Raw genomic sequence first — 23168 nt, forward strand, 5'->3', positions numbered from 1 at the left:
TTGAGCACCACCACCTATACATCATCTAAGCAGCGGCTCATCAACATTAGCTGCTTTATCATCTGGATGGCTTATGCACTTATCCAAACGGCCTTGCTTTGGTGGTTTGATGTCGACTTCAATTTGGCGCTGAACGATAGCTTGATCAGCGCTACGGTCATCACCTTATGCTGCTTTGTGATTGCAAATGCGTTGAACCATTATCTGCCCCGGAGGAAAGGCTATTTTTATATTGTCATTTGGGGGCTCGTGTTGGCCGCCATCAGTATTTCTGCCGATCGGTGGATTCTCCAGTATGTAATCCAAAATGAAACTTACCTCGATCACATCGACGTCTCCTTACCACTGCGTTTTTTCGTCAATGCACTGCTGATCGCCTGGATAGCCATCATCAATATCCTATGGAATATCCAGCAGGAATACAAAGAAAACGAACAGCATAAGGCCGATGCCGAGCGGCTTGCCCGCGAGGCGGAACTGTATAACCTGCGGCAACAGCTACAACCACATTTTCTTTTCAACAGCCTCAACTCCATCATTGCGCTCATAGGTAGGAAACCGGACGAGGCACGGAACATGACGTTCCAGCTCTCGGACTTCCTTCGAGGCACCTTACGCAAAGACGACCAGCAATTGATTGCCCTTAGGGATGAACTGGAGCATCTGCAACTGTACTTGGAAATCGAGAAGGTCCGGTTTGGCCACCGGTTGGAAACACAGGTTAGCTACGACGACGAGTGCCTGGCCATGACGCTGCCCGCCATGATCATGCAGCCACTGGTCGAAAATGCCATCAAGTACGGATTGTATGACACCACCGAAAAGGTAACCATCAGTGTGGCATGCACTTGCAATGACCGCCTCCTGGAAATACAGATCGAGAACCCGTATGACAACCAGAGCAATAAACCACGCCGGGGCACCGGATTCGGGTTGCGGGGAATCCAACGGAGGCTATTTTTACTGTTCGGCCGCACGGACCTGTTGGAAACCCGGGCAACAACCCATATCTTTACCAGCATAATCAGGATCCCCCAATTATGATCAAGGCTGTACTGGTAGATGATGAACCATTGGCGCGAAGCATGGTTGCCGAGTACCTCGAAGGATACCCGCAAGTAGAGGTCGTCGCTGAGTGCAACGACGGGTTTGAAGGTGCAAAAGCCATCATGCAATATCAGCCCGACCTCGTTTTCCTCGATATCCAGATGCCTAAAATCAACGGCTTCGAAATGTTGGAGATCATCGATAGCCAGCCGGCCGTGATCTTTACCACTGCGTTTGATGAGTATGCGATACAGGCATTTGAACGGCACGCCGTGGACTACTTGCTCAAACCGATAACGAAAACCCGGTTTGACCGTGCCATGGACAAATTCCTCGATAGCCAACAAGCGGATGTAGGCAAGAGAAATACCCGGAGCCTACTGGATAAAATACACCAGACAGACGGCAGGCTGGAGCGCGTGGTCGTAAAGACAGGGGCAAAAATCAAGATTATCCCCGTTAGCAGCATCATTTACCTAGAAGCCGACGACGACTATGTGAAAATCCATACCCAAGAGGGCGTATTCATGAAAAACAAAACGATGGCTTCGTTCGAAGAGCAGCTCGATCCCGCCCAATTTGTACGCGTACACCGATCATTCATCGTCAAAGTTGACCATATCGCCCGACTGGAGCCCCACGAAAAAGATAGCTATGTAGCTGTACTGGCAGACGGAAAACAAGTAAGCGTAAGTAAAAGCGGCTATACCCGCCTCAAACAAACATTAGGAATGTAGACAGGTTTCGCGTAATTTTGTGTTATGTTTGAAACCATGAACAGGATTATCTGCATCATTTTATTGCTACCTATATTTCCCGCCTTTGCGCAAGAGGAAAACCGCGACCAACAAATCAACCAAGCGGTATTCAACAAAATAGAGTACCATTTCAACCTGCAAGAGACAGACTCGATCTATGCATTGGCTGGCCCTAAATTCAAGCAGTCCCTTTCGCTACAGGCATTCCAAACCGTAATGGCCCAGCAATTATATCCGCTCGGGCAAATTCAATCGGCCGAATTGAAGAGCTATGATAAGGGAACGGGCATCTACAAGCTCAATTTCCTCAGCACGCCGCTGCAGGTTGTGCTGGCGCTGGACAGCTCGAATCGGATCGAGACATTCCTCTTCCAACCGTTTGCCGGCGACCCTGTTCCCGAAAAGACCGAAGTTCTTACCTCGCGCAGTCCCGCCACCTCTAAACTCGATGGCTATATCGACTCCATCGCACTTTCCTATAGCCGCAAGGGCCATACACACGCGTTGGCCATTGGCGTGGTCAACGATGGCAAAACAAGCAGTTATTACTATGGGGAGACCGAAAAGGGAAACAAGCAACTGCCCGATGAAAACACGCTGTTTGAAATCGGATCAATCAGCAAGACATTTACAGCGACGCTGCTCGCTTACCTGGTACAAACCGGTCAGCTCAACCTCGACGATCCGATTACCGACTACTTGCCTGATTCGGTGGCTACCAATCCGGATCTACAGCAAATCACGCTGAAACACTTGGCCAACCATACATCGGGCTTACCACGCATGCCTGCAAACATCGACGCCACGGCCGCATCCCATCCACTCGATCCCTATAAAGGCTATACCCAAGCAGCGTTGTATGGCTTCTTGGCAACGTATAAAGCGACTACCCCCCCCGATGATAGCTACGTGTACAGCAACCTGGGATACGGGTTATTGGGCGATATCCTCTCGACCGTATATGGTAAACCGTACAATGAGATGGTACAGGAAATCATCTGCCACCCGCTCGGCCTGAAAAACACCACGGAGTTTCCCGCTCCAGATTCGCAATATGTGGCCAAAGTGTATAACAAGGACGGCAAAGAAACGCCTTTGTGGACATTTGATGCGTTCACGGCGCATGGATCGCTTAAATCTACGGTAAAAGATTTGCTAACCTACGCAAAGGCCCATTTCAAGATGCCCGAAACGGACCTTGAGCACGCCTTGGCCGGCACCCGCCAATTTACTTTTTTCAATCCGCCAGACACTGACATTGGACTGGCGTGGCATATGAACTTGATGGGCGACGAACTTATCTACTGGCACAACGGCGGCACGTTCGGAAGCAGCAGCTATATGGCTTTTTCGCCCGACCGGAAGATGGCGGTTATTGTGCTATCGAATACCGCCGAGCCCGTCGATAGCGTCGGCAGTGCGATTTTAAACTCCATCTTGGCAAGTAAGTGACCACTAAATTTCCTTCCGCAGAATCTCCAACGGTGGCCGTGAGGTTACGCCCCGGCTATTCACCAGCCCGATCAGTACGGTCAGCGATGCGACAACCAGCATCAGCAGCAACAACACTGGGATATCGGGTGTGAATGGGATTTCAAAGCTGAATACGGCCAATGCCCAACTGCCCCCCATCCCCAGCAGCACCCCGGTAAACGAAGCGATAAGCCCTAAAAAGAAATACTCAAGGGCCGTAATTACCAAAATCTGCTTCCTCGTAGCTCCCATGGTACGCAACAATACACCTTCCCTGATGCGTTGGTACTTGCTGATCATAACCGATGCTATCAATACGACAAAGCCGGTAAGGATGCTGAACCCACCCATAAACCGGATCACGAAACCGATCTTGTCAAGTATGGCATCCAGCACTGACAAGATCAGCCCCAAGTCAATAATGGAAACATTGGGGAACTGCTGCACCATTGCCTGCTGCATACGGGCTGAGGTCGCCTCGTCGGGCACACGGGTCATCAATACATGGAATTGTGGAGCATCGTTAATGACACCCTCCGGAAAAATCAGCCGGAAATTGGTCTGCACCCTGTTCCAATCGACCTCCCTGAAGCTACCGACAATCGTGGGTATGCGGACACCTTGCACATTGAATAGCAACTCGTCTCCGATTTCTACCCGGATACGGCGGGCATACCCTTCTTCAAGCGATACCCTTGCGGTATCTCCCCCGATCGTTTCCCCCAGCCATTTACCCGCGGTAATCTTTTCCGAATCTGTCAGTTCCGACCGGTATGTCGACCGCAACTCACCCCCCAGCGCGCGGCGGGAAACATCAAGGGTACTATCGCGTCTGGCGGCGTCGGCAGTAATGCCGTTGATGGCTTCCAATTGCACCGTTACGATCGGTACCTCATCCAATACGGGCAAACCTTGGGCGGCAACCAATTGGGCCACTTCGGCTTTCTGCGACGATTGGATATCAAACAATACCATATTGGGCTGGTTCTCGCTAGACGACAGGGAGACGCGGGTTATCAGCATCCCCTGTACGGAAAATAAGGTCGCAATAAATGCCGTACCCAGTCCAATCGCGACAATCAAGATGACGGTCTGGTTATTGGGCCTGAATAGGTTGGAGAGTCCCTGCCGCCATAGGTAACTCCATGACGACGGGAAAAAACGCTTAACCAGCCATACGAGGAGGCTCGCCGCGGCATACAGCACCAGGAATGACAGTGCCACACCCACTGTAAATGCCAGTGTCTGCCCCACGCCATCCAATTGCAGATAGGCGTAGCCGAAAACAAACAGTCCGATGAGACCATATATCAGCCAACTCCAACGGTCCCTCACCGGGCTTGGCGCATCCAGCGACAGCCGCAAGGTGTTCAATGGAGCAATATTGCGGATGCCGATCAGCGGCAGCAATGCGAATAGCGCCGATATACAGACCCCCAGCCCAATACCTTGGGCAATGGCCCACCACGAGATATCACTGCTGATGGTTACCGGCACGAAATCGCGGAGCACCAACGGCAACAGTTGCTGGATGAACGTACCCAACAACGCGCCGATGACCGAACCGGCCAACCCGACGCCCAACACTTGGACAAGGAAAATCAAAAATGCCTGCCGCGAACTCGCCCCCAAACAACGTAATATGGCGATGCTATTGAGTTTTTCTTTGATATAGATGTGTATGGCGCTCGATACACCGATGCATCCCAACAGCAACGCCACAAATCCCACTAACGACAGGAACTTGTTCAAGTCGGCAAATGACCGCCCCGTTTCACGCTTCCGCGAAGCAATGGTATCATACCCCATGCGCTGCACTTCCAGCAACGAATCGAGCCCACTGGCAAGCGCATCGGCATCCGAACCCTTCGCCAACTGGAAATAGTAACTGTAATTGATGCGGCTGCCCTTCTGGTTCAAACCCGTCGCCGGCAGGTACTCCAGCGGGATGAACACCGCTGGGGCTACCGTAGTGGAAAGGCCACTTTGCCCGGGAGCCCGTTCAAGACGGCCGGCTATTTCGAACGTCACCTCCCCGATTTTCACCGAATCACCTACCTCGGCATCGAATTGGAGCATGAGCGTCTTGTCTACCAATGCCTGCCGCTGTCTCCTGAACGTGGCCCCGGCCGCTTCCGGCACGGTTTCCAACTGCCCGTAATAAGGGAACTCACCGCCCAGGGCCCTTACCTCCACCAAGCGGGTACCGCCATTATGGACAAAAAGCACCATCGATGCGAAACTTTGCTCCGCAGAATAACCTGTGCTTAATCGTTGTACCGAATCTACGATAGCCTGCCCCTCTACCGAAAGCTCGCGGTTGCTATGGAGCACCAAATCCGCTCCGATCAGGCCGGCAGCCTGCTTGTCGATATCCTTTGCAAGATTGTCTCCAAAGGAAAAGATGGCTACCAACGCCGCGATACCGATGATGATGGATGAGATGAAGAGGAACAGCCTGGAGCGGTTGCGACGGCTGTCGCGCCACGCCATGCGGGCTATCCAACGGAATGCAGTCTTTTCGCGATCGGGCATCATCGGTTCGTTTTGTCTATCATCGAATCTGACACCACTTGGCCGCCTTTCATGCGGATAATCCGCTGTGTCTTTGACGCCAACTCCAAATCATGGGTTACCAATACCAATGTGGTACCCATATCGTGGTTGAGATCAAATAGTAGCTTTTCAACGTTCTCGCTCGTTTCGGCATCGAGGTTTCCCGTGGGCTCGTCGGCAAAGAGGATGCGCGGCGCATTGGAAAATGCCCGGGCGATGGATACCCGTTGCTGTTCGCCCCCCGACAACTGCAATGGATAGTGATGCCCACGGTCGGCCAAACCTACCTTATCCAGTAGGTCAAGTGCTACCTGCCGGCTGTTGCCTGCGCCACGCAGTTCGAGCGGCACCATTACATTCTCCAATGCCGTCAGTGTAGGCAATAATTGGAAATTCTGGAAAACGAAACCAACATATTGGTTGCGTACCCGCGCCCGCTCGTCTTCGGTGAGCGTATCCAGCGACACCCCATTCAGCACGATACTGCCCACACTGGCCCGGTCCAATCCGGCGCAGAGCCCCAACAACGTAGTCTTACCACTGCCCGAGGGACCCACGATCGAAACCGTCGACGCTACCGCCACCTCAAAGTTGATCTGGTGGAGCACCGTGAGCGATTTGCCCGCGCTTTGATAAGTCTTGCCGACTTCCCGCACACTTAATATCGTATCCATTTATCTCCTTTTCCGTAAAAATAAATTTATTCGGCTCCCATACAAGGAGCCACCAACCAAATAAAACAATAAATAGGTAGTTTTGACTTTGGTCTGACTGTCTTGTTACACCATAAACGCCTGCTGGATGAAATAGCGGGAACATGACTGTAAAACGGGAACATGATTGTAAAAATAATATTACAGCTTCGGGCAGTCACTATTTTTATTTCAATATTGCACCCTATATCGCACCATGAATTTCCAGACGATGACCATCAAACAGCAAGTCTTTGCCCTTTTAGCACTTATTTGCGGCATACATACCGCATGGGCACAAAATAAACCTTTGGATCACGATGCCTACGATGGCTGGGAAACCATCTCTTCATCCGCGATCACTGACGATGGGCACTTTATCTATTACATCGTAAACCCACAGGCAGGCGATGGCAGGCTGGTAATCACCAATCCGCACAACCAACAGGTAGGCCGTATCGACCGGGCTTCCAAGGCCAATTTTTCTCCCAACGGCAATTATCTCCTTGCGCACATCGAGCCATTCTACGAAGAAACACGGGCGGCCAAGATAAAAAAGAAAAAAGCGGACGAAATGCCGAAAGATTCGTTAGCCATCTTCTCCCTGGAAACGGCAGCGCTACAGAAGATACCCTTCGTAAAATCGTACAAGCTACCCGTGGAACCGGGTGATTATGTTGCTTACATCACTGAACGGCCGCTGGTACCGGAAGACACCACGAACGCCGAGAACGTCGGCAACAAAAAAACGGATCGCAAGAAACCGCAACCGACATTACATATACGACACCTTTCCAATGGTACAGATACCACCATTGACCGCGTGGAGACCTATGAATTTAGCATCGACGGGAAGGTGCTGGTATATGTTAGAAAGGCCGAAGAAAAAGATAGCATCGGCGCGGATGCCGGACTATATTATTACGATTTCGCAACGAAGCAATCCCGGCATATCAGTCGGGGGAAAGGCAGCTACAAAAATATTACCTTTGACGATGCATCCCTACAATTGGCCTTCACAGCAGACAAGTCGCCTGAAAAATCGCTCCAAAAGGCATTCGATCTCTATTATTACGCCCCCGGGCAAGACAGTGCCATCATCATCGCATCCCGCGCCGCCAATGGCATGCCCAACGGATGGTATGTAAGCGGCGAGGGGGATGTGCGGTTCAGCAAAAACGGCGAGAAGCTCTTCTTTGGCATCGCGCCTATCCCACGGGTGAAAGACACCACGCTGGTGGACTTTGAACATGCAAACGTCGACATCTGGCACTGGAAAGACGATTATTTGCAAACGCAGCAGCTGGTCAACCTGAGCCGCGAACAAAACAGGAGCTACCTGGCCGTCACCTACCCCAAACAGGGGCGCAAGGTGATAGCTTTGGCCGATGAGCAACTTCCAGACATCCGGCTGACCGACGATGCCGACAATATGTACATCCTGGCCACCACCGATGTAGGTCGGCGCATCGAGACCCAATGGCGCACCGGTGCCTTTGAAGATATATACACCGTTTCCACCGTGGATGGTGCCCGGAAAAAAATCGCGGAGCACGTCCGTGGCCGTATCCATATGTCGCCGACGGGCAACTACATCACCTGGTTCAACCGGTCAGACGGAAATTGGTACAGCCACGACATCCAAGCGGGCAATACGATACAGCTAAACACAGACTTGCCTGTCAGCTTTGCAGATGAAGACAACGATGTTCCCGACGACCCGAGCGACTACGGCGTGGCGGGCTGGAGCAAGGACGACGAGGAAATCTTCATTTACGACAAATACGATATATGGGCGTTCCGCCCGGACGGATCTAAGCGCAGGCTGGTTACCAATGGGGCTGGAAGGAGCAGCCAAACAACGTTCCGATACCATGAAATGGAAGAAAGCCGCTTGGATCGGTATCGGCAAAGACGGGGTGCAACGGCCGATGCAACCGTCATTGACACCAGGAAGCCATTGGTTTTATCGGCTTTCAACCATATCACGAAAGAAAGCGGTTGGTACCGGGCCAACGGCGACAATAACCGGGACCCGAAGGAAATGGCGGTAGGCCCCTATCGTTACAACCAGGCGAAACGTGCCCTGGATGCCGACACCTATATCTACACCAAGGAGAATTACGTTTCCTCGCCGGATGTTTACGTATCGGCAGATTTTGTGAAAGAAACCAAACTGAGCGGCATCAACCCGCAGCAACAGCAATATAACTGGGGTACGGCCGAACTGGTTAAATGGACCACCCCGATGGGCCATGAGGCCGAGGGGATCCTCTACAAGCCCCAAGACTTCAACCCTGATAAAAAATACCCCATCATTGCCTATTTCTATGAAGAACTGTCGGATGGCCTGTACAACTACATTCCCCCTACCCCAACGCCTTCACGGCTCAACATCAGTTTCTTTGTGAGCAACGGTTACCTTGTTTTTGCTCCCGATATCCACTACGAAACGGGGCACCCCGGCCGGTCGGCCGAGGAATACGTCAATTCGGGAATGGAGGAATTACAAAAATACCCTTGGGTTGATGGCGATAGGATGGGCATCCAGGGCCAAAGTTGGGGTGGTTACCAGGTAGCCCATCTGATTACACGTACCGACAGGTATGCAGCAGCATGGGCGGGGGCACCCGTGGTAAACATGACCTCCGCGTACGGTGGCATCCGATGGCAGAGCGGGATGAACCGACAATTCCAGTATGAACGGACGCAAAGCCGCATCGGGGCCACCCTATGGGAAAAACCCGAGTTATACATTGAGAACTCCCCGTTATTCCATTTGCCCAATGTAACAACCCCGGTGGTCATCATGCACAACGATGAGGATGGCGCGGTGCCGTGGTACCAAGGCATCGAAATGTTCACTGCGCTACGCCGGTTGCAAAAGCCTGTTTGGTTGTTAAATTACAACGGCGAGGCACACAACCTCGTCCATCGTCAAAACCGAAAGGATATCCAGCGTCGCGAACTCGAGTTTTTCGATCATTTTCTGAAAGGGAAACCGGCAGCTCCATGGATTGAACATGGTGTACCCGCCACGCTCAAAGGCATTGACTGGGGCTTCGGCGAATGATTAAACTACAGGGATTAACTGTATGCATTTGCCCCCTTGCCGTCTATTTTTCACAAAAGCATAGTCAAGTCGCCACAAAATCGATTATTTCGCATTTATTTTTAAATAATATTGAAATTTTTCCAACGAAATCAATGAAATGTCATTTTTTTTTTCGAATATTGAACCGAAAATTAAAAAACAACACAACATACAGGCAAAACTAATAAAAATTCAATGTCAGGATTAAGATTCAAGGCGGTAGAGACCGCGGTTTCGCGATTAAATCGAACCGATACCCACGAAACAACTAAACCCTCCCTGTTTTTCGGAAAGAATGTGTTCACAACAGCAAAGATGAAGGAATACCTTCCTAAGAATGCCTATGAAGAACTGACGGAAACCATAGACAGCGGCAGGCCCATCACCCACGATCTTGCCGAGCATATCTCCCAGGCAATGAAAAGCTGGGCTATCACCAATGGTGTAACGCATTACACCCACTGGTTCCAGCCATTGACCGGCGCCACCGCAGAGAAACACGATGCGTTCTTCGAACCCCTGCCCGATGGTTCGGCCATCGACAAGTTCACCGCCAGCGCGTTGGTACAGCAGGAACCCGACGCATCCAGCTTCCCCAACGGCGGCATACGCAACACCTTCGAGGCCCGCGGTTACACCGGATGGGACCCATCGTCGCCGGCTTTTATTTATGAGACCGGTGGCAGCAAAACGCTTTGCATCCCCACGATTTTCGTTTCCTATACCGGCGAGGCGCTCGATTACAAGGCCCCGTTGCTGAAAGCCATCAATGCCCTCGACAAAGCCGCGGTAGACGTAGCCAATTTCTTCGATAAATCGATCACCAAGATAACAGCATCATTGGGTATTGAGCAGGAATATTTTTTGGTAGACCTCGCCTTATTTAATGCACGCCCTGACTTGCAGCTCACCGGCCGCACGCTATTCGGCCACATGTCTGCCAAGGGGCAACAGCTGGAAGACCACTATTTCGGTGCCATCCCCGAGCGGGTACTGGCATTTATGGTCGACCTCGAGCAGGAAGCGCTCAAATTGGGCATCCCATTAAAAACACGCCATAACGAAGTGGCCCCTTCCCAATTTGAGTGTGCGCCCATGTTCGAAGAAATCAACTTGGCGATAGACCATAATCAATTATTGCTCAATTTGATGGAGCAAGTGGCGCTCCGGCACAAATTCAAAGTGCTGATCCACGAGAAGCCGTATGCAGACATCAATGGCTCAGGCAAGCACAACAACTGGTCGATGATTACCAATACCGGTGTGAATTTGCTGTCGCCGGGGAAAACACCGAAGACCAACCTGATGTTCCTGACGTTTTTCGTCAACGTAATCAAAGCCGTCCATGAACATGCGGACCTGATGCGGGCATCGATCGCCAGCGCAGGCAACGACCACCGCTTGGGTGCCAACGAGGCACCTCCGGCCATTATTTCCATCTTCCTCGGCAGTCAACTCAATGCGGTGCTCGATGAAGTGGAAACCGCCCGGGTAGCCAAGAAGGTGAAAAATGAGGCATTGCTATGGCACGGCATCCCCAAAATCCCGCAATTGCAACTCGATAACACCGATCGCAACCGGACATCCCCCTTTGCCTTCACCGGCAATAAATTCGAGTTCCGGGCGGTAGGTTCGGCCTCCAACAGCGCCAGTCCGATGACCGTACTCAGCGCCATCGTAGCCAACCAACTCATCGAGTTTAAAACGGAGGTCGACAAACAGATCAAGAAAGGCACGAAAAAAGATCTTGCTCTGCTCAACGTTGTACGCAAATACATCAAAGAATCGAAAGCGATCCGGTTTGAGGGCAACGGCTACAGCAAAGAATGGGAAGAGGAAGCCCACAAACGTGGACTGTCGAACATCAAGACCACACCGAAAGCACTGGACGTGTATGTGAGTGAACGGTCGTTGGATATGTTCGAGAACCTAGCCATATTCACCAAGCGGGAGAGCGAAGCCCGCCATGAAATCCTACTGGAAAACTACTTCAAGAAAATCCAGATCGAGGCCCGCGTTATCGGAGAGATCGTAACCAGCCTGGTGGCTCCCGCAGCATTCAACTACCAGAACGTTCTCATTGAGAATATAAAGGGACTGAAGGATTTGGGACTGAAAGCGGAAGCATACGGATCGCAAGCCAATTTGGTAGAACGTATTTCCAACCACATCAATACCATCTTGGTCGATGCCGAAGCGATGCGCCAGGAACGCAAGAAAGCAAACGTCCTTGAAGATGCACGCGAAAAAGCGATCGCTTACGACACGAAGGTGAAACCGTATTTCGACAAAATCCGATACCATCTGAATAAGTTGGAGCAGATTGTGGACGACCGGCAGTGGCCGTTGCCGAAACTGCGCGAACTCCTGTTCGTACGGTAAGGTAATACGAATCCATATCGCACAAATAACACGAGGCCTCCTTATACGGGAGGCCTCGTGTTATTTGTTAAGGCACCTGCTCAAAAAAATCAAAAAAGGGTTGCACAACCCAACCATACCGCGTATATTTGCAACCGTTGCGTGGATACACGCACAAATCAATTCCTCTTCAAAAGTAGGTCTTGGTTTATAAAGAAGTGGCGAGAGACTGGCTCAATGACCCACTGGCAACCATCCGCAAACGGTGGAAAAGGTGCCAATTCCTGTCCCTGCAAAGATTGGCTGGGAGCATATAAATGATAAGACAAATGAACACGTACCCAACAAGTAGTATCCTTAGCCCAACTTCCGGAAAACCCGGAGGAAGCCGCATTCAGCCTATTGCCGCTATGCCATCCCGAATGTGCAGCGGGATGATGCGGTGCCGTACCTGCTGTTGACCCCACGCACACACACCGTCCACCATACATGCCGCTGCCCAACGAGGCGGGTATGTACCGGACAGCGCTTATCCATTGAGCACACAAGTTAATCCAACATAAGTAAGTTTATTAAAAAAGTTGAATCATGGCTAATGAAAATCTGAAATTTGAAACGCTGCAAGTACACGCCGGACAAGAGGCCGACCCCACCACGGGTTCACGTGCCGTACCGATTTACCAAACCACTTCTTTCGTATTCAACAGCGCGGAACATGGGGCAAACCTCTTTGCGTTGAAGGAGTTTGGAAATATCTATACCCGGATCATGAATCCGACCACCGATGTGTTTGAAAAACGGATGGCAGCGCTCGAGGGCGGTGTAGCGGGTCTCGCAGTCGCTTCGGGCCAATCGGCACAGTTTATCGCTCTGACCAATATTCTGGAAAGCGGTGACAATTTCGTTACGGGGTCCAGTCTGTATGGCGGCACGTATAACCAATTCAAGGTATCGTTCAAGCGATTGGGCATCGAGGCCCGGTTTGCGAAAAACGAAAAGCCGGAAAACATCGAGGCTGCAATCGATGATAAAACCAAGGCCATTTATGTGGAAACCATAGGCAACCCCAGTTTCAGCATCCCCGATTTCGACCGCATCGCCGCAATAGCCAAAAAATATGACCTCCCCCTCATTGTCGACAATACGTTCGGGTGCGGTGGTTATCTATTCAAACCATTGGAGCACGGCGCGCATGTGGTGGTAGCTGCGGCGACAAAGTGGATCGGTGGGCATGGCAATAGCATCGCCGGCATCATTGTAGACGGCGGCAATTACAATTGGGGAAATGGTAAATTCAAGCAGTTCAGTGAACCCTCCGAAGGTTACCACGGGCTCGTATTCAGCGATGTTTTCGGTGTGGACGGCCCTTTTGGCAACATCCAGTTCGCTATCCGCGCACGGGTAGAAGGACTGCGTGATTTCGGACCGGCGTTGTCGCCTTTCAACTCGTTCCTATTACTGCAGGGGCTGGAAACGCTTTCGCTGCGTGTACAACGACACGTAGACAACACATTGGAAGTGGCCAAGTGGTTGGAGCAGCATCCGCAGGTAGAAAAAGTGAAGTACCCCGGATTGAAAAGCGACCCGAACCACGCCAATGCACAGAAATACCTCAAGAATGGCTTCGGCGCGGTACTTTCGTTCACCATCAAGGGCGGCGCTGAAAAAGCAAATGCATTCATAGATAACTTGAAACTCATCAGCCATTTGGCTAACGTGGGCGACACCAAGACGCTTGTCATCCACCCGGCCGCCACTACGCACCAGCAATTGTCGGCACAGGAACAAGCAGAAGCGGGCGTGTATCCGGGCGAACTGCGGTTGGCCGTGGGTATCGAACACATCGACGATATCAAGGGCGATCTGCAACAGGCGTTTGACCAAGTGAAATAGCTTCCCATCACCGAGCAATCCAACCAACCATGGGCATATCGACATTCAACTATCCGAAAACATTCAAACTCGAAAACGGGAAGCGAATCAGGAACCTCAGCATTGGGTACCATACCTATGGCCAACTCAATGAACGGAAGGACAATGTGATATGGGTTTGCCATGCGCTTACGGCAAATGCCGATGTGTTTGGATGGTGGCCTGGATTGTTCGGTGAAAAGGACTTTTTTAACCCGGCGGAGCATTTCATCGTCTGCGCCAATATCATCGGGTCGCCGTACGGCAGCACCAACCCACTGAGTACCAACCCGGTCACTGGCTATCCTTACTACCTATCGTTCCCGCAGTTTTCGATCCGGGACATGGCTGCCGCCCATGCGTTGCTGGCCGACCATCTCGGCATCGGAAAAATAGCTGTGGTCATCGGCGGGTCGTTGGGCGGCCAGCAAGCATTGGAATGGGCTATCGCCGACCCCGATCGGATTCGTAACCTGGTATTGGTAGCGACAAACGCAGCACACTCTCCCTGGGGCATTGCCTTTAACGAAAGCCAGCGACTGGCCATCAGCACCGACCGGACGTTTTATGCAAACATACCCAATGGCGGCGCCAAGGGATTGAAAGCGGCCCGTAGCATCGCGCTCCTCTCTTACCGCGGCTACGATACCTATGGTGCCACGCAATTGGAAACATCCGACGACAAGCAGGATGATTTCAGGGCCTCTTCGTACCAGAATTACCAGGGTGAGAAATTGGTTAAACGTTTCAATGCCTACAGCTATTGGCTCCTCAGCAAAGCGATGGACGGACATAACGTGGGCCGCGGACGCCAAAGCGTACCCGATGCCCTTCGCCTGGTACAGGCGAAAACGCTCGTTATTGGCATTGACACAGACCTATTGTTTCCGGTGGAAGAGCAGAAGTTCCTGGCTAAGCATATTGCCGGCGCGAAATACGCGGAAATCAATTCCTTCTACGGGCACGATGGATTTCTCATCGAGACAAAGCGCATTGCCGAAGTACTTGCCGACTTCTTAAACATGGGTGGAGACCAACCTATCACGACCAGTTACCGCCGTGTGGGTTAAACTATTTTTATCTTTTATATCAAAACAACAACATTGACTGCAAACATGGACAACAAACTAACCCTGGGTATTTTCGGATTCGGTGTGGTGGGACAAGGGCTATACGACATCATCAGTACCAAACACCTCAACCTCGCCATCAAAAAATTTGTTATCAAACACCCCGAAAAGGAACGCACCCTTCCGGCCGAATTATTTACGACCGATGCAGCCTTGGTATTGGACGATCCAGCAATCAACACGGTCGTGGAGTTGATTGACGACGCCGATGCCGCCTTCGACATTGTGGCACGTGCACTCCGATCGGGCAAGAATGTGGTATCGGCAAATAAGAAGATGATTGCCACACATCTCCAAGAACTGGTGGAAATCCAAAACCAGCACGGCACGAGCTTGCTATACGAAGGTGCGGTATGCGGAAGCATTCCCATCATCAGGAACTTGGAAGAATATTACGACAATGAGTTGCTGCACTCCATCTCGGGCATCTTCAATGGTTCGTCCAACTATATACTCTCCAAGATATTCAATGAAAACCTCGCCTACGACACGGCGCTGCGGCAGGCACAAGAGCTGGGGTTTGCCGAGACGGACCCAACGCTCGATGTGGGGGGCTTTGACCCCAAGTTTAAACTCGCCATTGTCGCTTCGCACGCATATGGGCTTTATATTTCCCCGGATACCATCCTCAATATTGGCATCGATAAACTGCGTACGGCCGACATCCGCTTTGCGAACGAGAAGAACGTTCGGCTAAAGCTCGTGCCCACGGCGCGTGAAATCAATGACAAAGCGGTTATCCTATACGTGTTACCCAAGTTGGTTAGGCCCGATAATATCCTCTATAATGTAGAAAATGAATACAATGGCGTATTGGTCAAAGCCGCTTTTGCCGATGAGCAATTTTTCTATGGCAAAGGCGCCGGGGGCCACCCTACCGGATCGGCCGTACTTTCGGATATCGCCGCCTTACGGTATGGCTACCGATACGAATACAAGAAACACATCGATGCCGGTGGATTGCGGTATAGCACCGATTGGGAAATCTCGGTGTATCTCCGTTACGAAGATGAACGACTCGTCGAAAAGCTCGGGTTTACCTCCATCAGTGAACGGTATTATGCCCAAGATTTCAAATATGTCATTGGCAGGATAAGTTTACGGCAGATTTTGGAAAACAAGGCCGACATCGATCGCGACGGTGTATTTATCGCCGAAATCGACTAATAAATCATTTGTTTGTAACAAAACGACTGTACGCCAAACATAAGACACGTTTGTGCACTTTAATTAATATCTTGTACAGATTGTAACACGTTAAAAATATATTGCGTCATGCAGAGCACCGTTGTGTCTTTTATTGCATTGTTTGGCGTTCCGGCCTTTGTGCAGCAGCAGCAGCACGAGACGACAGCCGCAGAGAGCCCTTGGCGGGCCTATGGTTATATTGCATTGGCCGCGATTGTGTTGATTATTGTCGTGGCGGTTCTCATCAAGAAACAGCACCGCAAATTCAACGAGTAAGCCAATCCGCCCTTGGCGGGCGGATTGGCGTTGTTACGACTCCCTTTTCAAACCGAACTTCTCGATTTTACTGTATAGATGGCTCCGTTGGATATCGATTTCATCGGCCGTTTTAGACACGTTCCATCCGTTCTTTTCCAACTTATACTTGATAAATTCCATTTCCGTATGGTCTTTGAAATCCTGGAACGATGGAAAATCATCGTAGTTAATGGCGCTATTTTCGGGTGCAACGCAATCCGCATCCTCCTCGTTTGTTACGACACGCTCCACCATAGCCGTTACCGCACTAGGGTTGGCAAAAGCGCACACGTCTTTATCGGTTATTTCTTTATCGCTCAGGATAATCAATCGCTCCACCATGTTACGCAATTCACGGATATTACCGGTCCATGGCAATGCTTTCAACGCCTCCATTGCCGCTGCTGTGATTTTCTTCACAGGCATATTGTATTCCCCGCAAACCTCGTCGCAAAATTGCTCCGCCAACACAGGGATATCCTCTTTCCGTTCAGTCAATGGTGGCACATGGATGATGATCACGCTCAACCGGTGGTAGAGGTCCATGCGGAAATTACCGGCATCGATTTCCTTAAGCAAATCCTTATTGGTCGCTGCGATGACACGGACATTCACACTGATTTCCTTCTCTCCGCCCACCCGGGTCACCTTATTTTCCTGCAGCGCCCGAAGCACCTTGGCCTGCGCCGAAAGGCTCATATCACCGATCTCGTCCAGAAACAATGTACCATTATCAGCCTGTTCGAACTTACCGATGCGTTGTTTTATGGCCGACGTGAAAGAACCTTTTTCATGTCCGAAAAGTTCACTTTCGATCAACTCGGACGGTATAGCGGCACAGTTTACCTCGATGAGGGGTGCATCCGCCCGCGACGACTTTTCATGGAGCCACCGGGCCACCAGCTCCTTGCCACTACCGTTCGCCCCGGTTACCAGTACACGGGCATCCGTGGGCGCCACCCGCTCGATGGTCTCCTTGATGCGCTGGATGGCTTCCGAATCGCCCAATATATCGCGTGTTTTACTAACTTTACGCTTCAGCACCTTGGTTTCCGTAACCAACGTACCCCGTTCGAGCGCGTTGCGTACGGTTATCAACAACCGATTCAGGTCGGGCGGCTTGGAAATAAAGTCATATGCGCCCTTTTTGCTGGCTTCGACCGCTGTTTCTATGGTACCATGCCCCGATATCATGATAAAGGGCAAATCCGGCTTGATGGCCAGCGCTTCAGTAAGCACTTCCATGCCGTCCATCTTGCTCATTTTGATATCGCAAAGTACCAGGTCTATGTTTTCCTTCTTGATGATAGCCAAGCCCTCGGTACCATTGTCGGTATCGAGCACCTTATAGTCTTCGTACTCCAGAATTTCACGCAGCGTACTCCGGATGGCACGCTCGTCGTCGATAATTAGTATTTTGGTCATATTCTATTCCTACGTAAAAAAGGCAAACCCTATAAGCCGGATTCTGTACCCCTCGCCCAAGGCGAGGGACTTCTATCATTTATCTAGGCCTGCCATCACTGGCAGGCTCAAGCGGTCTACCCGTTGCGGTCTCCATCTCGTCTAAGACGAGATAGAATGGAGACGAGCAGCCTCCTGGTATCCGCAACCTATTTGACCTTTCAACCCCCGGGGTTTACCGCGATGCATGTCGCCATGCAAAGCCGTGGGCTCTTACCCCACGTTTTCACCCTTATCTCGCCTGAGGCGAGACGGTTTATTTTCTGTGGCACTTTCCGTATCACGCCTCTCAGCGTGACCCTTCCCGTTAGGAAGCGGGGTGCCCTGCGTTGTCCGGACTTTCCTCCCTCCTGCCCGTGGCAGCAGGGCGATAGAACAGGTTTGCCTCGATGCAAAGGTACACAATAAGTTATTAAGTTTGAAGCGTGTGGCCTGTGTACGCGGTAAAACCGTATCTTTGTCTACCATGACAGCATCGCAAACGGTAAAGCCTTACAAAGATACAGACGCAGATAAAAAACAGCAGGTGGCCGATATGTTCGACAACATCTCGGGCACTTATGACTTCCTCAACCATTTCATGTCGTTGGGTATCGACATAATCTGGCGGAAAAAAGCCATCCGCGCACTCAAAGCGAGTAAGCCCCGGCGACTCCTCGATGTGGCTACCGGTACAGGTGATTTTGCGCTGGAAGCGATTAAGATACTCCAACCCCAAAAAGTTATCGGGGTTGATATCTCGGCAGGGATGCTCGCCATAGCCCGCGAAAAGATAACCAAGAAAGGCCTCAGCGACCAGTTTGAGGTTGCCCTTGCCGATTCGGAAAACCTGCCTTTCATGGACGGCACATTCGACGCCGTGACGGTCGCGTTCGGCGTGCGCAATTTCGAAAACCTCGAGAAAGGCCTCACCGATATCCATCGGGTACTCAAGCCAGGCGGCAAGGCAGTCATCCTTGAATTTTCGAAACCCAAGGGCTTCCCAATCAAACAGCTGTACCACTTTTACTTCAACCATGTTACCCCCCTTATCGGCAAAGTCTTCTCCAAAGACTACCGTGCATACAGCTACCTCCCCGAATCCGTTGCACAATTCCCGGATGGCAAGCAATTCACGGACATCCTCCAACGTGTGGGGTTCGGCAAGGCGTTGGCCCGCCCGCAGACATTCGGCATTTGCACTATCTATATCGCAACGAAATGAAACAGCGGAGCCAAATCGCCCTTTGCTGCTTGGTCTGCCTGCTGATGGGCGCATTTGCCGCAAACGCCCAGCAACGGTACCAACGGTGGGGTGGTGGCGTGGACGACGAGCGCCTGCATTTCGGTTTCAGTTTCCACTATATCAATGCCGACTATAAATTTGACCTAAAGGATTCATGGCTAGACAAGGGCTACGCAAGTGTGACTTCTCCTTTTTCACACAATATCGGCTTAGGCTTACTGGCCGATGCGAAACTAACGGATAACCTCAATCTCCGCCTCCAGCCCAATTTACGGTTCATGAATATTGACGTGAACTTCGACCAAGAGGTGCATACGATCCACCGTTCCGACATCGGTATCCCTTTGTTGTTGAAATTCAAGTCTGACCGGAAGACGAATATGCGGGGCTACCTGGTCGGTGGCGGGGAAGTGGCTTTCAATGTTTCCCCAAGTAAAAGATACGACGGCAATGTAGATATCATGACCAATCGCAGTTACCTTGCGTATACCGCCGGGATCGGTTTTGACATCTATTTCGAATTTTTTAAAATGTCGCCGGAAATCCGGTGGGTGCAAAGTATCGGGAACCTACTGGACGACCGGCCCCAACATACGTTCACCAATGATTCGCCGCTGGATCGACTTTATATGCGGAGTTTCCAGGTGAGCTTGTATTTTGAGTGAGGGTTGTGAGGTTGTGGAGTTGATGTCTAGTGTCTCATGTCTAATGTCTCATATCTAATATCTAATGTCTAATGTCTAAAAAAACAGTATTCATCACGGGAGCCAGTGCCGGTATCGGCGAAGCGTGCGCACGGACGTTCGCCCGCGAAGGTTACGACCTGCTGTTGGCAGCCCGCCGCATCGACCGTTTGGAAGCATTGGCGGCACAGCTAATGCATGATTTCGGCACATCGGCCTATACGTTGGCGCTCGATGTCCGCGACGCAGATGAGGTGTCAACGGCGTTCAACAACATTCCTGAGCACTGGCGGCAGGTGGACGTGCTGGTGAATAACGCTGGCCTGAGCCAGGGGCTCGACCCGATATACGAGGGAGACATTGGCGATTGGGACCGGATGATAGACACTAACATCAAGGGGTTGCTGTACATTACGCGTACGGTGGTCCCCGGTATGGTGGCAAGGAAGCAGGGACATATCATCAATATCGGCTCCATTGCCGCCAAGGAGGTGTACCCTAAAGGCAATGTGTACTGCGCCACCAAGCACGCTGTCGATGCACTTACCCAAGGTATGCGTATCGACCTGCTCGACAAACATATTAAGGTAACCGCCATCCACCCGGGCATGGTTGAAACCGAGTTTTCGGAAGTACGCTTCAAGGGCGACACGGAACGGGCAGCCGCCGTGTACGACCGCATTGCGCCACTCTTGGCCGAGGACATCGCCGAGGCTGCCTGGTTTGCTGCCTCCCGGCCCAAACATGTCAATGTGAACGACATGGTGATCATGCCTACCATGCAGGCCACCGCCACTATTGCTATCCGGGAGTGACCTTTTTCAATTAAAACGATTATTCTTTTGTCGCTTTGGCCGATACTTGTATTTTCGCATTTCCCTAATTTGCACCGTGATGAAATATATCCGTACCAATTTGCTTGCACTTATGACTGTAGTTACCACATCCGCACTCGCTGCGCCATCCATCCGATTCGAAGTATCCTTCAAGGAACCGCAGGCACATTACGCCGAGATAAAAATGGAAATATCAGACCTTCGCAAAGACCATATCGATGTGAAGATGCCTGTATGGACTCCGGGGTCATATCTGGTGCGTGAATATGCGCGCCATGTCGAAAGTGTAGAAGCGTGCGATGCTGACGGTGCCTACCTCGCGGTGGAAAAGGTTAACAAAAACACCTGGCGCATCCAATCGGCCAAGGCAAAAAAAGTGACGTTCAGCTATCGCATATATGGGTTTGAAGTATCGGTACGCACCAACTTTATCGATGATAGCCATGCGTTCCTCTCACCTGCGGCTACGTTCATGTATGTAGATGGGATGCTCGACCAGCCGGTGGAGGTAACCGTTATCCCGCATGCCAACTGGGCCAACATATCCACCGGCTTGGAGACTGTTGCGGGCAAACCAAACACGTTCCATGCAGCGGACTTCGACATCCTGTTTGACTCGCCGATCGAAGTGGGAAATCAAGACGTATTCACCTTCGATGCTGCGGGCGTGCACCACGAAATCGCCATGGTAGGCGGTGGGAACTACGATAAAGAGCGGCTGAAGGCCGATTGTGCCGCTATCGTGGAAGAAGCAACGGCCATATTCGGCGTAAACCCCAACAAGCGGTACGTATTCATTGTGCACAACTACCAGTCGGGCGGCGGGGGCCTGGAACACCTCAATTCAACCGTATTGGGTGCCAGCAGAAACGGCTACCAGAGTGAACGCTCGTACGTGGGTTTCCTCGGCCTGGTAGCCCACGAGTACTTCCACCTATGGCATGTGAAGCGGCTCCGCCCCTTCGAGCTTGGCCCGTTCGACTATGACAACGAAAACTATACCTCAGCCTTGTGGATCATGGAAGGCTTCACCGCCTACTATGACAACCTGTTGCTCCGCCGTTGCGGCTTTCTTGATGAGAGCGGATACCTGCAAGCCATCGCCAACGATGTAAACACGATTGAAAACCGCCCCGGCAATAAGGTGCAATCCGCCGCACTCGCCAGTTTCGATGCGTGGATCAAATACTACCGGCCCGACGAAAACTCGGCCAACACGAGTGTATCCTACTACAACAAAGGAGCGTTGTTGGCGATGCTACTCGATCTTAAGATCCTGACCGCTACACAGGGCGAAAAAAGGCTTGACGATGTATTAAAAGCTGCCTATGAAAAGTTCTATGTCCGTGAGCGACGTGGATTTAGAGAGCAGGAGCTGCAAACACTGATCGAAGAGGTCACGGGCACGTCTGTAGCAGCTATCTTCGATGCGGCCCATGCAATCGGCCCGTTGGACTACAACGGCTACCTCAACGCCGTGGGCTACGAATTGATCGACTACAATGAAGGGCAGGAACGGCCGGATCTCGGATTCACAACGGCCATGACCGACGGCCGTGTGGTGGTTACCGGCGTAACCCGTGGCACAGGTGCCTGGAACGGCGGCATCAATGTGAAGGATGAGGTACTTGCCATCAATGGTGAACGCTTGGATGCCAATGGCCGTGAATTGAACCGGCTGGTGCAATCGTCCGTTATCGGCGATCAACTCGACGTCCTCATCGCAAGGGATGGAAAGATAAGGGAACTAACCATCACCCTCAGCGAAGACACGAAAGGGTCTTTCCGCATTGTGCCGCTACAGAATGCTTCGCAGCAGCAAAAACGGTTGGGACAAACTTGGCTGTCGTTGAATTAATGGTCAATGGTTAATTGTCAATTAAAAAACAAACCGTATAGACAGCCCGATTCCGTCGAACCGTACGCCCGACTCGGGCGTCAGTTCCATGGTGGGCTTCCAATCAAGCGACAGGTTGATGGGAGCCTCGGGGATTTTGTAGTCGGCACCCACAACGCCGTCGAAACTCCATGCCAAGCCGCTTGAATCGGTATCTTTATAACGATAGTGGCCCAGGCCGCCGCCGAACCCGTAATACCAACGCAGCCCTTCCACATCGACAAAGTTGATCGGCTGGTGGATTTCGTATAGGCCCAATAGCTTGAAAATAGTAAAACTCCTATTCCCCTGAAAGTTCACAATCCCGTCGATGGCGTGGCTCTCATTAAGGAAATGCTTATAGGTAATCCCGTTTGCTACACCAAAACGACCGCCTATCGCCCGCGTATAGCTATCGTCCGCTTCTTGGGCAAAAGCACCGTGACTACCAATCCCTAAAAAAATAACGGCTATGAATAAGGTCAATCGTTTTGTTTCCATGCGGCTATCCGCGCAAAACAGATGCCAATATGCTACTTGACGGCGACGATTCCGGCTATTTTTTTGAAAACTATGA

At 51.3% G+C, this 23168-nt stretch carries 18 protein-coding genes, 1 other RNA gene and 1 riboswitch; of the genes, 13 read left to right on the forward strand and 6 right to left on the reverse strand.

The annotated features are described in order from the left end of the window. The 3 genes from ACEVG1_RS13660 to ACEVG1_RS13670 are packed head-to-tail and all read left to right on the forward strand — an operon-like array spanning position 1 to position 3257. A complete protein-coding gene (locus tag ACEVG1_RS13660) occupies positions 1–1044 on the forward strand; it encodes a sensor histidine kinase (RefSeq protein ID WP_374744300.1) in 1044 nt (347 codons plus the stop codon). Beyond that, positions 1041–1784: a LytR/AlgR family response regulator transcription factor gene (locus ACEVG1_RS13665; protein ID WP_374744301.1), complete on the forward strand. Its 744-nt coding sequence runs from the start codon at positions 1041–1043 to the stop codon at positions 1782–1784. Before ACEVG1_RS13660 ends, ACEVG1_RS13665 begins: the two co-directional genes overlap by 4 nt. Before the next feature lie 36 nt (positions 1785–1820). Continuing rightward, positions 1821–3257: a serine hydrolase domain-containing protein gene (locus tag ACEVG1_RS13670; RefSeq protein ID WP_374744302.1), complete on the forward strand. Its 1437-nt coding sequence runs from the start codon at positions 1821–1823 to the stop codon at positions 3255–3257. A 3-nt stretch (positions 3258–3260) separates the two neighbouring features. Here the strand turns inward: ACEVG1_RS13670 and ACEVG1_RS13675 are convergent, their stop codons facing one another. After that, entirely contained in the window at positions 3261–5816 is a 2556-nt protein-coding gene (locus ACEVG1_RS13675) for an ABC transporter permease (RefSeq protein ID WP_374744303.1), read from the reverse strand. Beyond that, entirely contained in the window at positions 5813–6508 is a 696-nt protein-coding gene (locus tag ACEVG1_RS13680) for an ABC transporter ATP-binding protein (RefSeq protein ID WP_374744304.1), read from the reverse strand. Before ACEVG1_RS13680 ends, ACEVG1_RS13675 begins: the two co-directional genes overlap by 4 nt. Positions 6509–6743: 235 nt before the next feature. On the opposite strand from ACEVG1_RS13680, the gene ACEVG1_RS13685 reads away from it, so the two are divergent. Next, on the forward strand, positions 6744–9599 hold the full coding sequence (locus ACEVG1_RS13685) for a prolyl oligopeptidase family serine peptidase (protein ID WP_374744305.1): 2856 nt from the start codon (positions 6744–6746) through the stop codon (positions 9597–9599). 216 nt (positions 9600–9815) lie between these two features. Next, positions 9816–12002 (forward strand): glutamine synthetase III, encoded by a 2187-nt coding sequence (locus ACEVG1_RS13690; protein WP_374744306.1) that lies wholly within the window; start codon positions 9816–9818, stop codon positions 12000–12002. Between the two features lie 184 nt (positions 12003–12186). Then, positions 12187–12301, forward strand: a riboswitch (SAM riboswitch). Between the two features lie 88 nt (positions 12302–12389). Here the strand turns inward: ACEVG1_RS13690 and ACEVG1_RS13695 are convergent. Then, positions 12390–12518, reverse strand: a complete 129-nt coding sequence (locus tag ACEVG1_RS13695) for a hypothetical protein (protein WP_374744307.1) — start codon at positions 12516–12518, stop codon at positions 12390–12392. A gap of 51 nt (positions 12519–12569) precedes the next feature. On the opposite strand from ACEVG1_RS13695, the gene ACEVG1_RS13700 reads away from it, so the two are divergent. From ACEVG1_RS13700 to ACEVG1_RS13715, 4 genes are all read left to right on the forward strand, one after another. Next, positions 12570–13874: an O-acetylhomoserine aminocarboxypropyltransferase/cysteine synthase family protein gene (locus ACEVG1_RS13700; RefSeq protein WP_374744308.1), complete on the forward strand. Its 1305-nt coding sequence runs from the start codon at positions 12570–12572 to the stop codon at positions 13872–13874. Between the two features lie 29 nt (positions 13875–13903). Next, positions 13904–14962: a homoserine O-acetyltransferase gene (metX, locus tag ACEVG1_RS13705; RefSeq protein WP_374744309.1), complete on the forward strand. Its 1059-nt coding sequence runs from the start codon at positions 13904–13906 to the stop codon at positions 14960–14962. Positions 14963–15007: 45 nt separating this feature from the next. Further along, a complete protein-coding gene (locus tag ACEVG1_RS13710) occupies positions 15008–16189 on the forward strand; it encodes a homoserine dehydrogenase (RefSeq protein ID WP_374744310.1) in 1182 nt (393 codons plus the stop codon). A gap of 108 nt (positions 16190–16297) precedes the next feature. Continuing rightward, a complete protein-coding gene (locus tag ACEVG1_RS13715; protein ID WP_374744311.1) occupies positions 16298–16486 on the forward strand; it encodes a hypothetical protein in 189 nt (62 codons plus the stop codon). 33 nt (positions 16487–16519) lie between these two features. Here the strand turns inward: ACEVG1_RS13715 and ACEVG1_RS13720 are convergent, their stop codons facing one another. Further along, positions 16520–17932: a sigma-54-dependent transcriptional regulator gene (locus tag ACEVG1_RS13720; RefSeq protein ID WP_374744312.1), complete on the reverse strand. Its 1413-nt coding sequence runs from the start codon at positions 17930–17932 to the stop codon at positions 16520–16522. A gap of 16 nt (positions 17933–17948) precedes the next feature. Continuing rightward, positions 17949–18358, reverse strand: an RNA gene (rnpB, locus tag ACEVG1_RS13725) — RNase P RNA component class A. 79 nt (positions 18359–18437) lie between these two features. Between rnpB and ubiE the strand changes: the two genes are divergently transcribed. The 4 genes from ubiE (at position 18438) to ACEVG1_RS13745 (ending at position 22573) form a co-directional block, all read left to right on the forward strand. Next, entirely contained in the window at positions 18438–19175 is a 738-nt protein-coding gene (ubiE, locus tag ACEVG1_RS13730; RefSeq protein ID WP_374744313.1) for a bifunctional demethylmenaquinone methyltransferase/2-methoxy-6-polyprenyl-1,4-benzoquinol methylase UbiE, read from the forward strand. Continuing rightward, positions 19172–19861, forward strand: coding sequence for an outer membrane beta-barrel protein (locus tag ACEVG1_RS13735; RefSeq protein WP_374744314.1), 690 nt, complete (start codon positions 19172–19174; stop codon positions 19859–19861). Before ubiE ends, ACEVG1_RS13735 begins: the two co-directional genes overlap by 4 nt. 71 nt (positions 19862–19932) lie before the next feature. Next, the gene (locus ACEVG1_RS13740) at positions 19933–20694 is read left to right on the forward strand and encodes an SDR family oxidoreductase (protein WP_374744315.1); all 762 of its coding nucleotides are present in this window, start codon (positions 19933–19935) and stop codon (positions 20692–20694) included. Positions 20695–20806: 112 nt separating this feature from the next. Continuing rightward, entirely contained in the window at positions 20807–22573 is a 1767-nt protein-coding gene (locus ACEVG1_RS13745; RefSeq protein WP_374744316.1) for a M61 family metallopeptidase, read from the forward strand. Positions 22574–22594: 21 nt separating this feature from the next. On the opposite strand, the gene ACEVG1_RS13750 is transcribed toward ACEVG1_RS13745, so the two are convergent. After that, entirely contained in the window at positions 22595–23092 is a 498-nt protein-coding gene (locus ACEVG1_RS13750; protein ID WP_374744317.1) for a hypothetical protein, read from the reverse strand. Positions 23093–23168: the final 76 nt, after the last annotated feature.

The sequence above is a fragment of the Parapedobacter sp. 2B3 genome (assembly GCF_041925275.1).
GTDB classification, from domain to species: domain Bacteria; phylum Bacteroidota; class Bacteroidia; order Sphingobacteriales; family Sphingobacteriaceae; genus Parapedobacter; species Parapedobacter pyrenivorans_A.

Excerpts from the sequence above, each read along its gene's own strand:
- ACEVG1_RS13665 (WP_374744301.1), top strand. The coding sequence starts at position 1,041 with ATGATCAAGGCTGTACTGGTAGATGATGAACCATTGGCGCGAAGCATG.
- ACEVG1_RS13740 (WP_374744315.1), top strand. The coding sequence starts at position 19,933 with ATGTCTAAAAAAACAGTATTCATCACGGGAGCCAGTGCCGGTATCGGC.
- ACEVG1_RS13715 (WP_374744311.1), top strand. The coding sequence starts at position 16,298 with ATGCAGAGCACCGTTGTGTCTTTTATTGCATTGTTTGGCGTTCCGGCC.
- ACEVG1_RS13745 (WP_374744316.1), top strand. The coding sequence starts at position 20,807 with ATGACTGTAGTTACCACATCCGCACTCGCTGCGCCATCCATCCGATTC.
- ACEVG1_RS13675 (WP_374744303.1), bottom strand. The coding sequence starts at position 5,816 with ATGATGCCCGATCGCGAAAAGACTGCATTCCGTTGGATAGCCCGCATG.
- ACEVG1_RS13735 (WP_374744314.1), top strand. The coding sequence starts at position 19,172 with ATGAAACAGCGGAGCCAAATCGCCCTTTGCTGCTTGGTCTGCCTGCTG.
- ACEVG1_RS13710 (WP_374744310.1), top strand. The coding sequence starts at position 15,008 with ATGGACAACAAACTAACCCTGGGTATTTTCGGATTCGGTGTGGTGGGA.
- ACEVG1_RS13700 (WP_374744308.1), top strand. The coding sequence starts at position 12,570 with ATGGCTAATGAAAATCTGAAATTTGAAACGCTGCAAGTACACGCCGGA.
- ACEVG1_RS13695 (WP_374744307.1), bottom strand. The coding sequence starts at position 12,518 with ATGGATAAGCGCTGTCCGGTACATACCCGCCTCGTTGGGCAGCGGCAT.
- ACEVG1_RS13670 (WP_374744302.1), top strand. The coding sequence starts at position 1,821 with ATGAACAGGATTATCTGCATCATTTTATTGCTACCTATATTTCCCGCC.
- ACEVG1_RS13690 (WP_374744306.1), top strand. The coding sequence starts at position 9,816 with ATGTCAGGATTAAGATTCAAGGCGGTAGAGACCGCGGTTTCGCGATTA.
- ACEVG1_RS13680 (WP_374744304.1), bottom strand. The coding sequence starts at position 6,508 with ATGGATACGATATTAAGTGTGCGGGAAGTCGGCAAGACTTATCAAAGC.
- ACEVG1_RS13685 (WP_374744305.1), top strand. The coding sequence starts at position 6,744 with ATGAATTTCCAGACGATGACCATCAAACAGCAAGTCTTTGCCCTTTTA.
- ubiE (WP_374744313.1), top strand. The coding sequence starts at position 18,438 with ATGACAGCATCGCAAACGGTAAAGCCTTACAAAGATACAGACGCAGAT.
- ACEVG1_RS13750 (WP_374744317.1), bottom strand. The coding sequence starts at position 23,092 with ATGGAAACAAAACGATTGACCTTATTCATAGCCGTTATTTTTTTAGGG.
- ACEVG1_RS13720 (WP_374744312.1), bottom strand. The coding sequence starts at position 17,932 with ATGACCAAAATACTAATTATCGACGACGAGCGTGCCATCCGGAGTACG.
- metX (WP_374744309.1), top strand. The coding sequence starts at position 13,904 with ATGGGCATATCGACATTCAACTATCCGAAAACATTCAAACTCGAAAAC.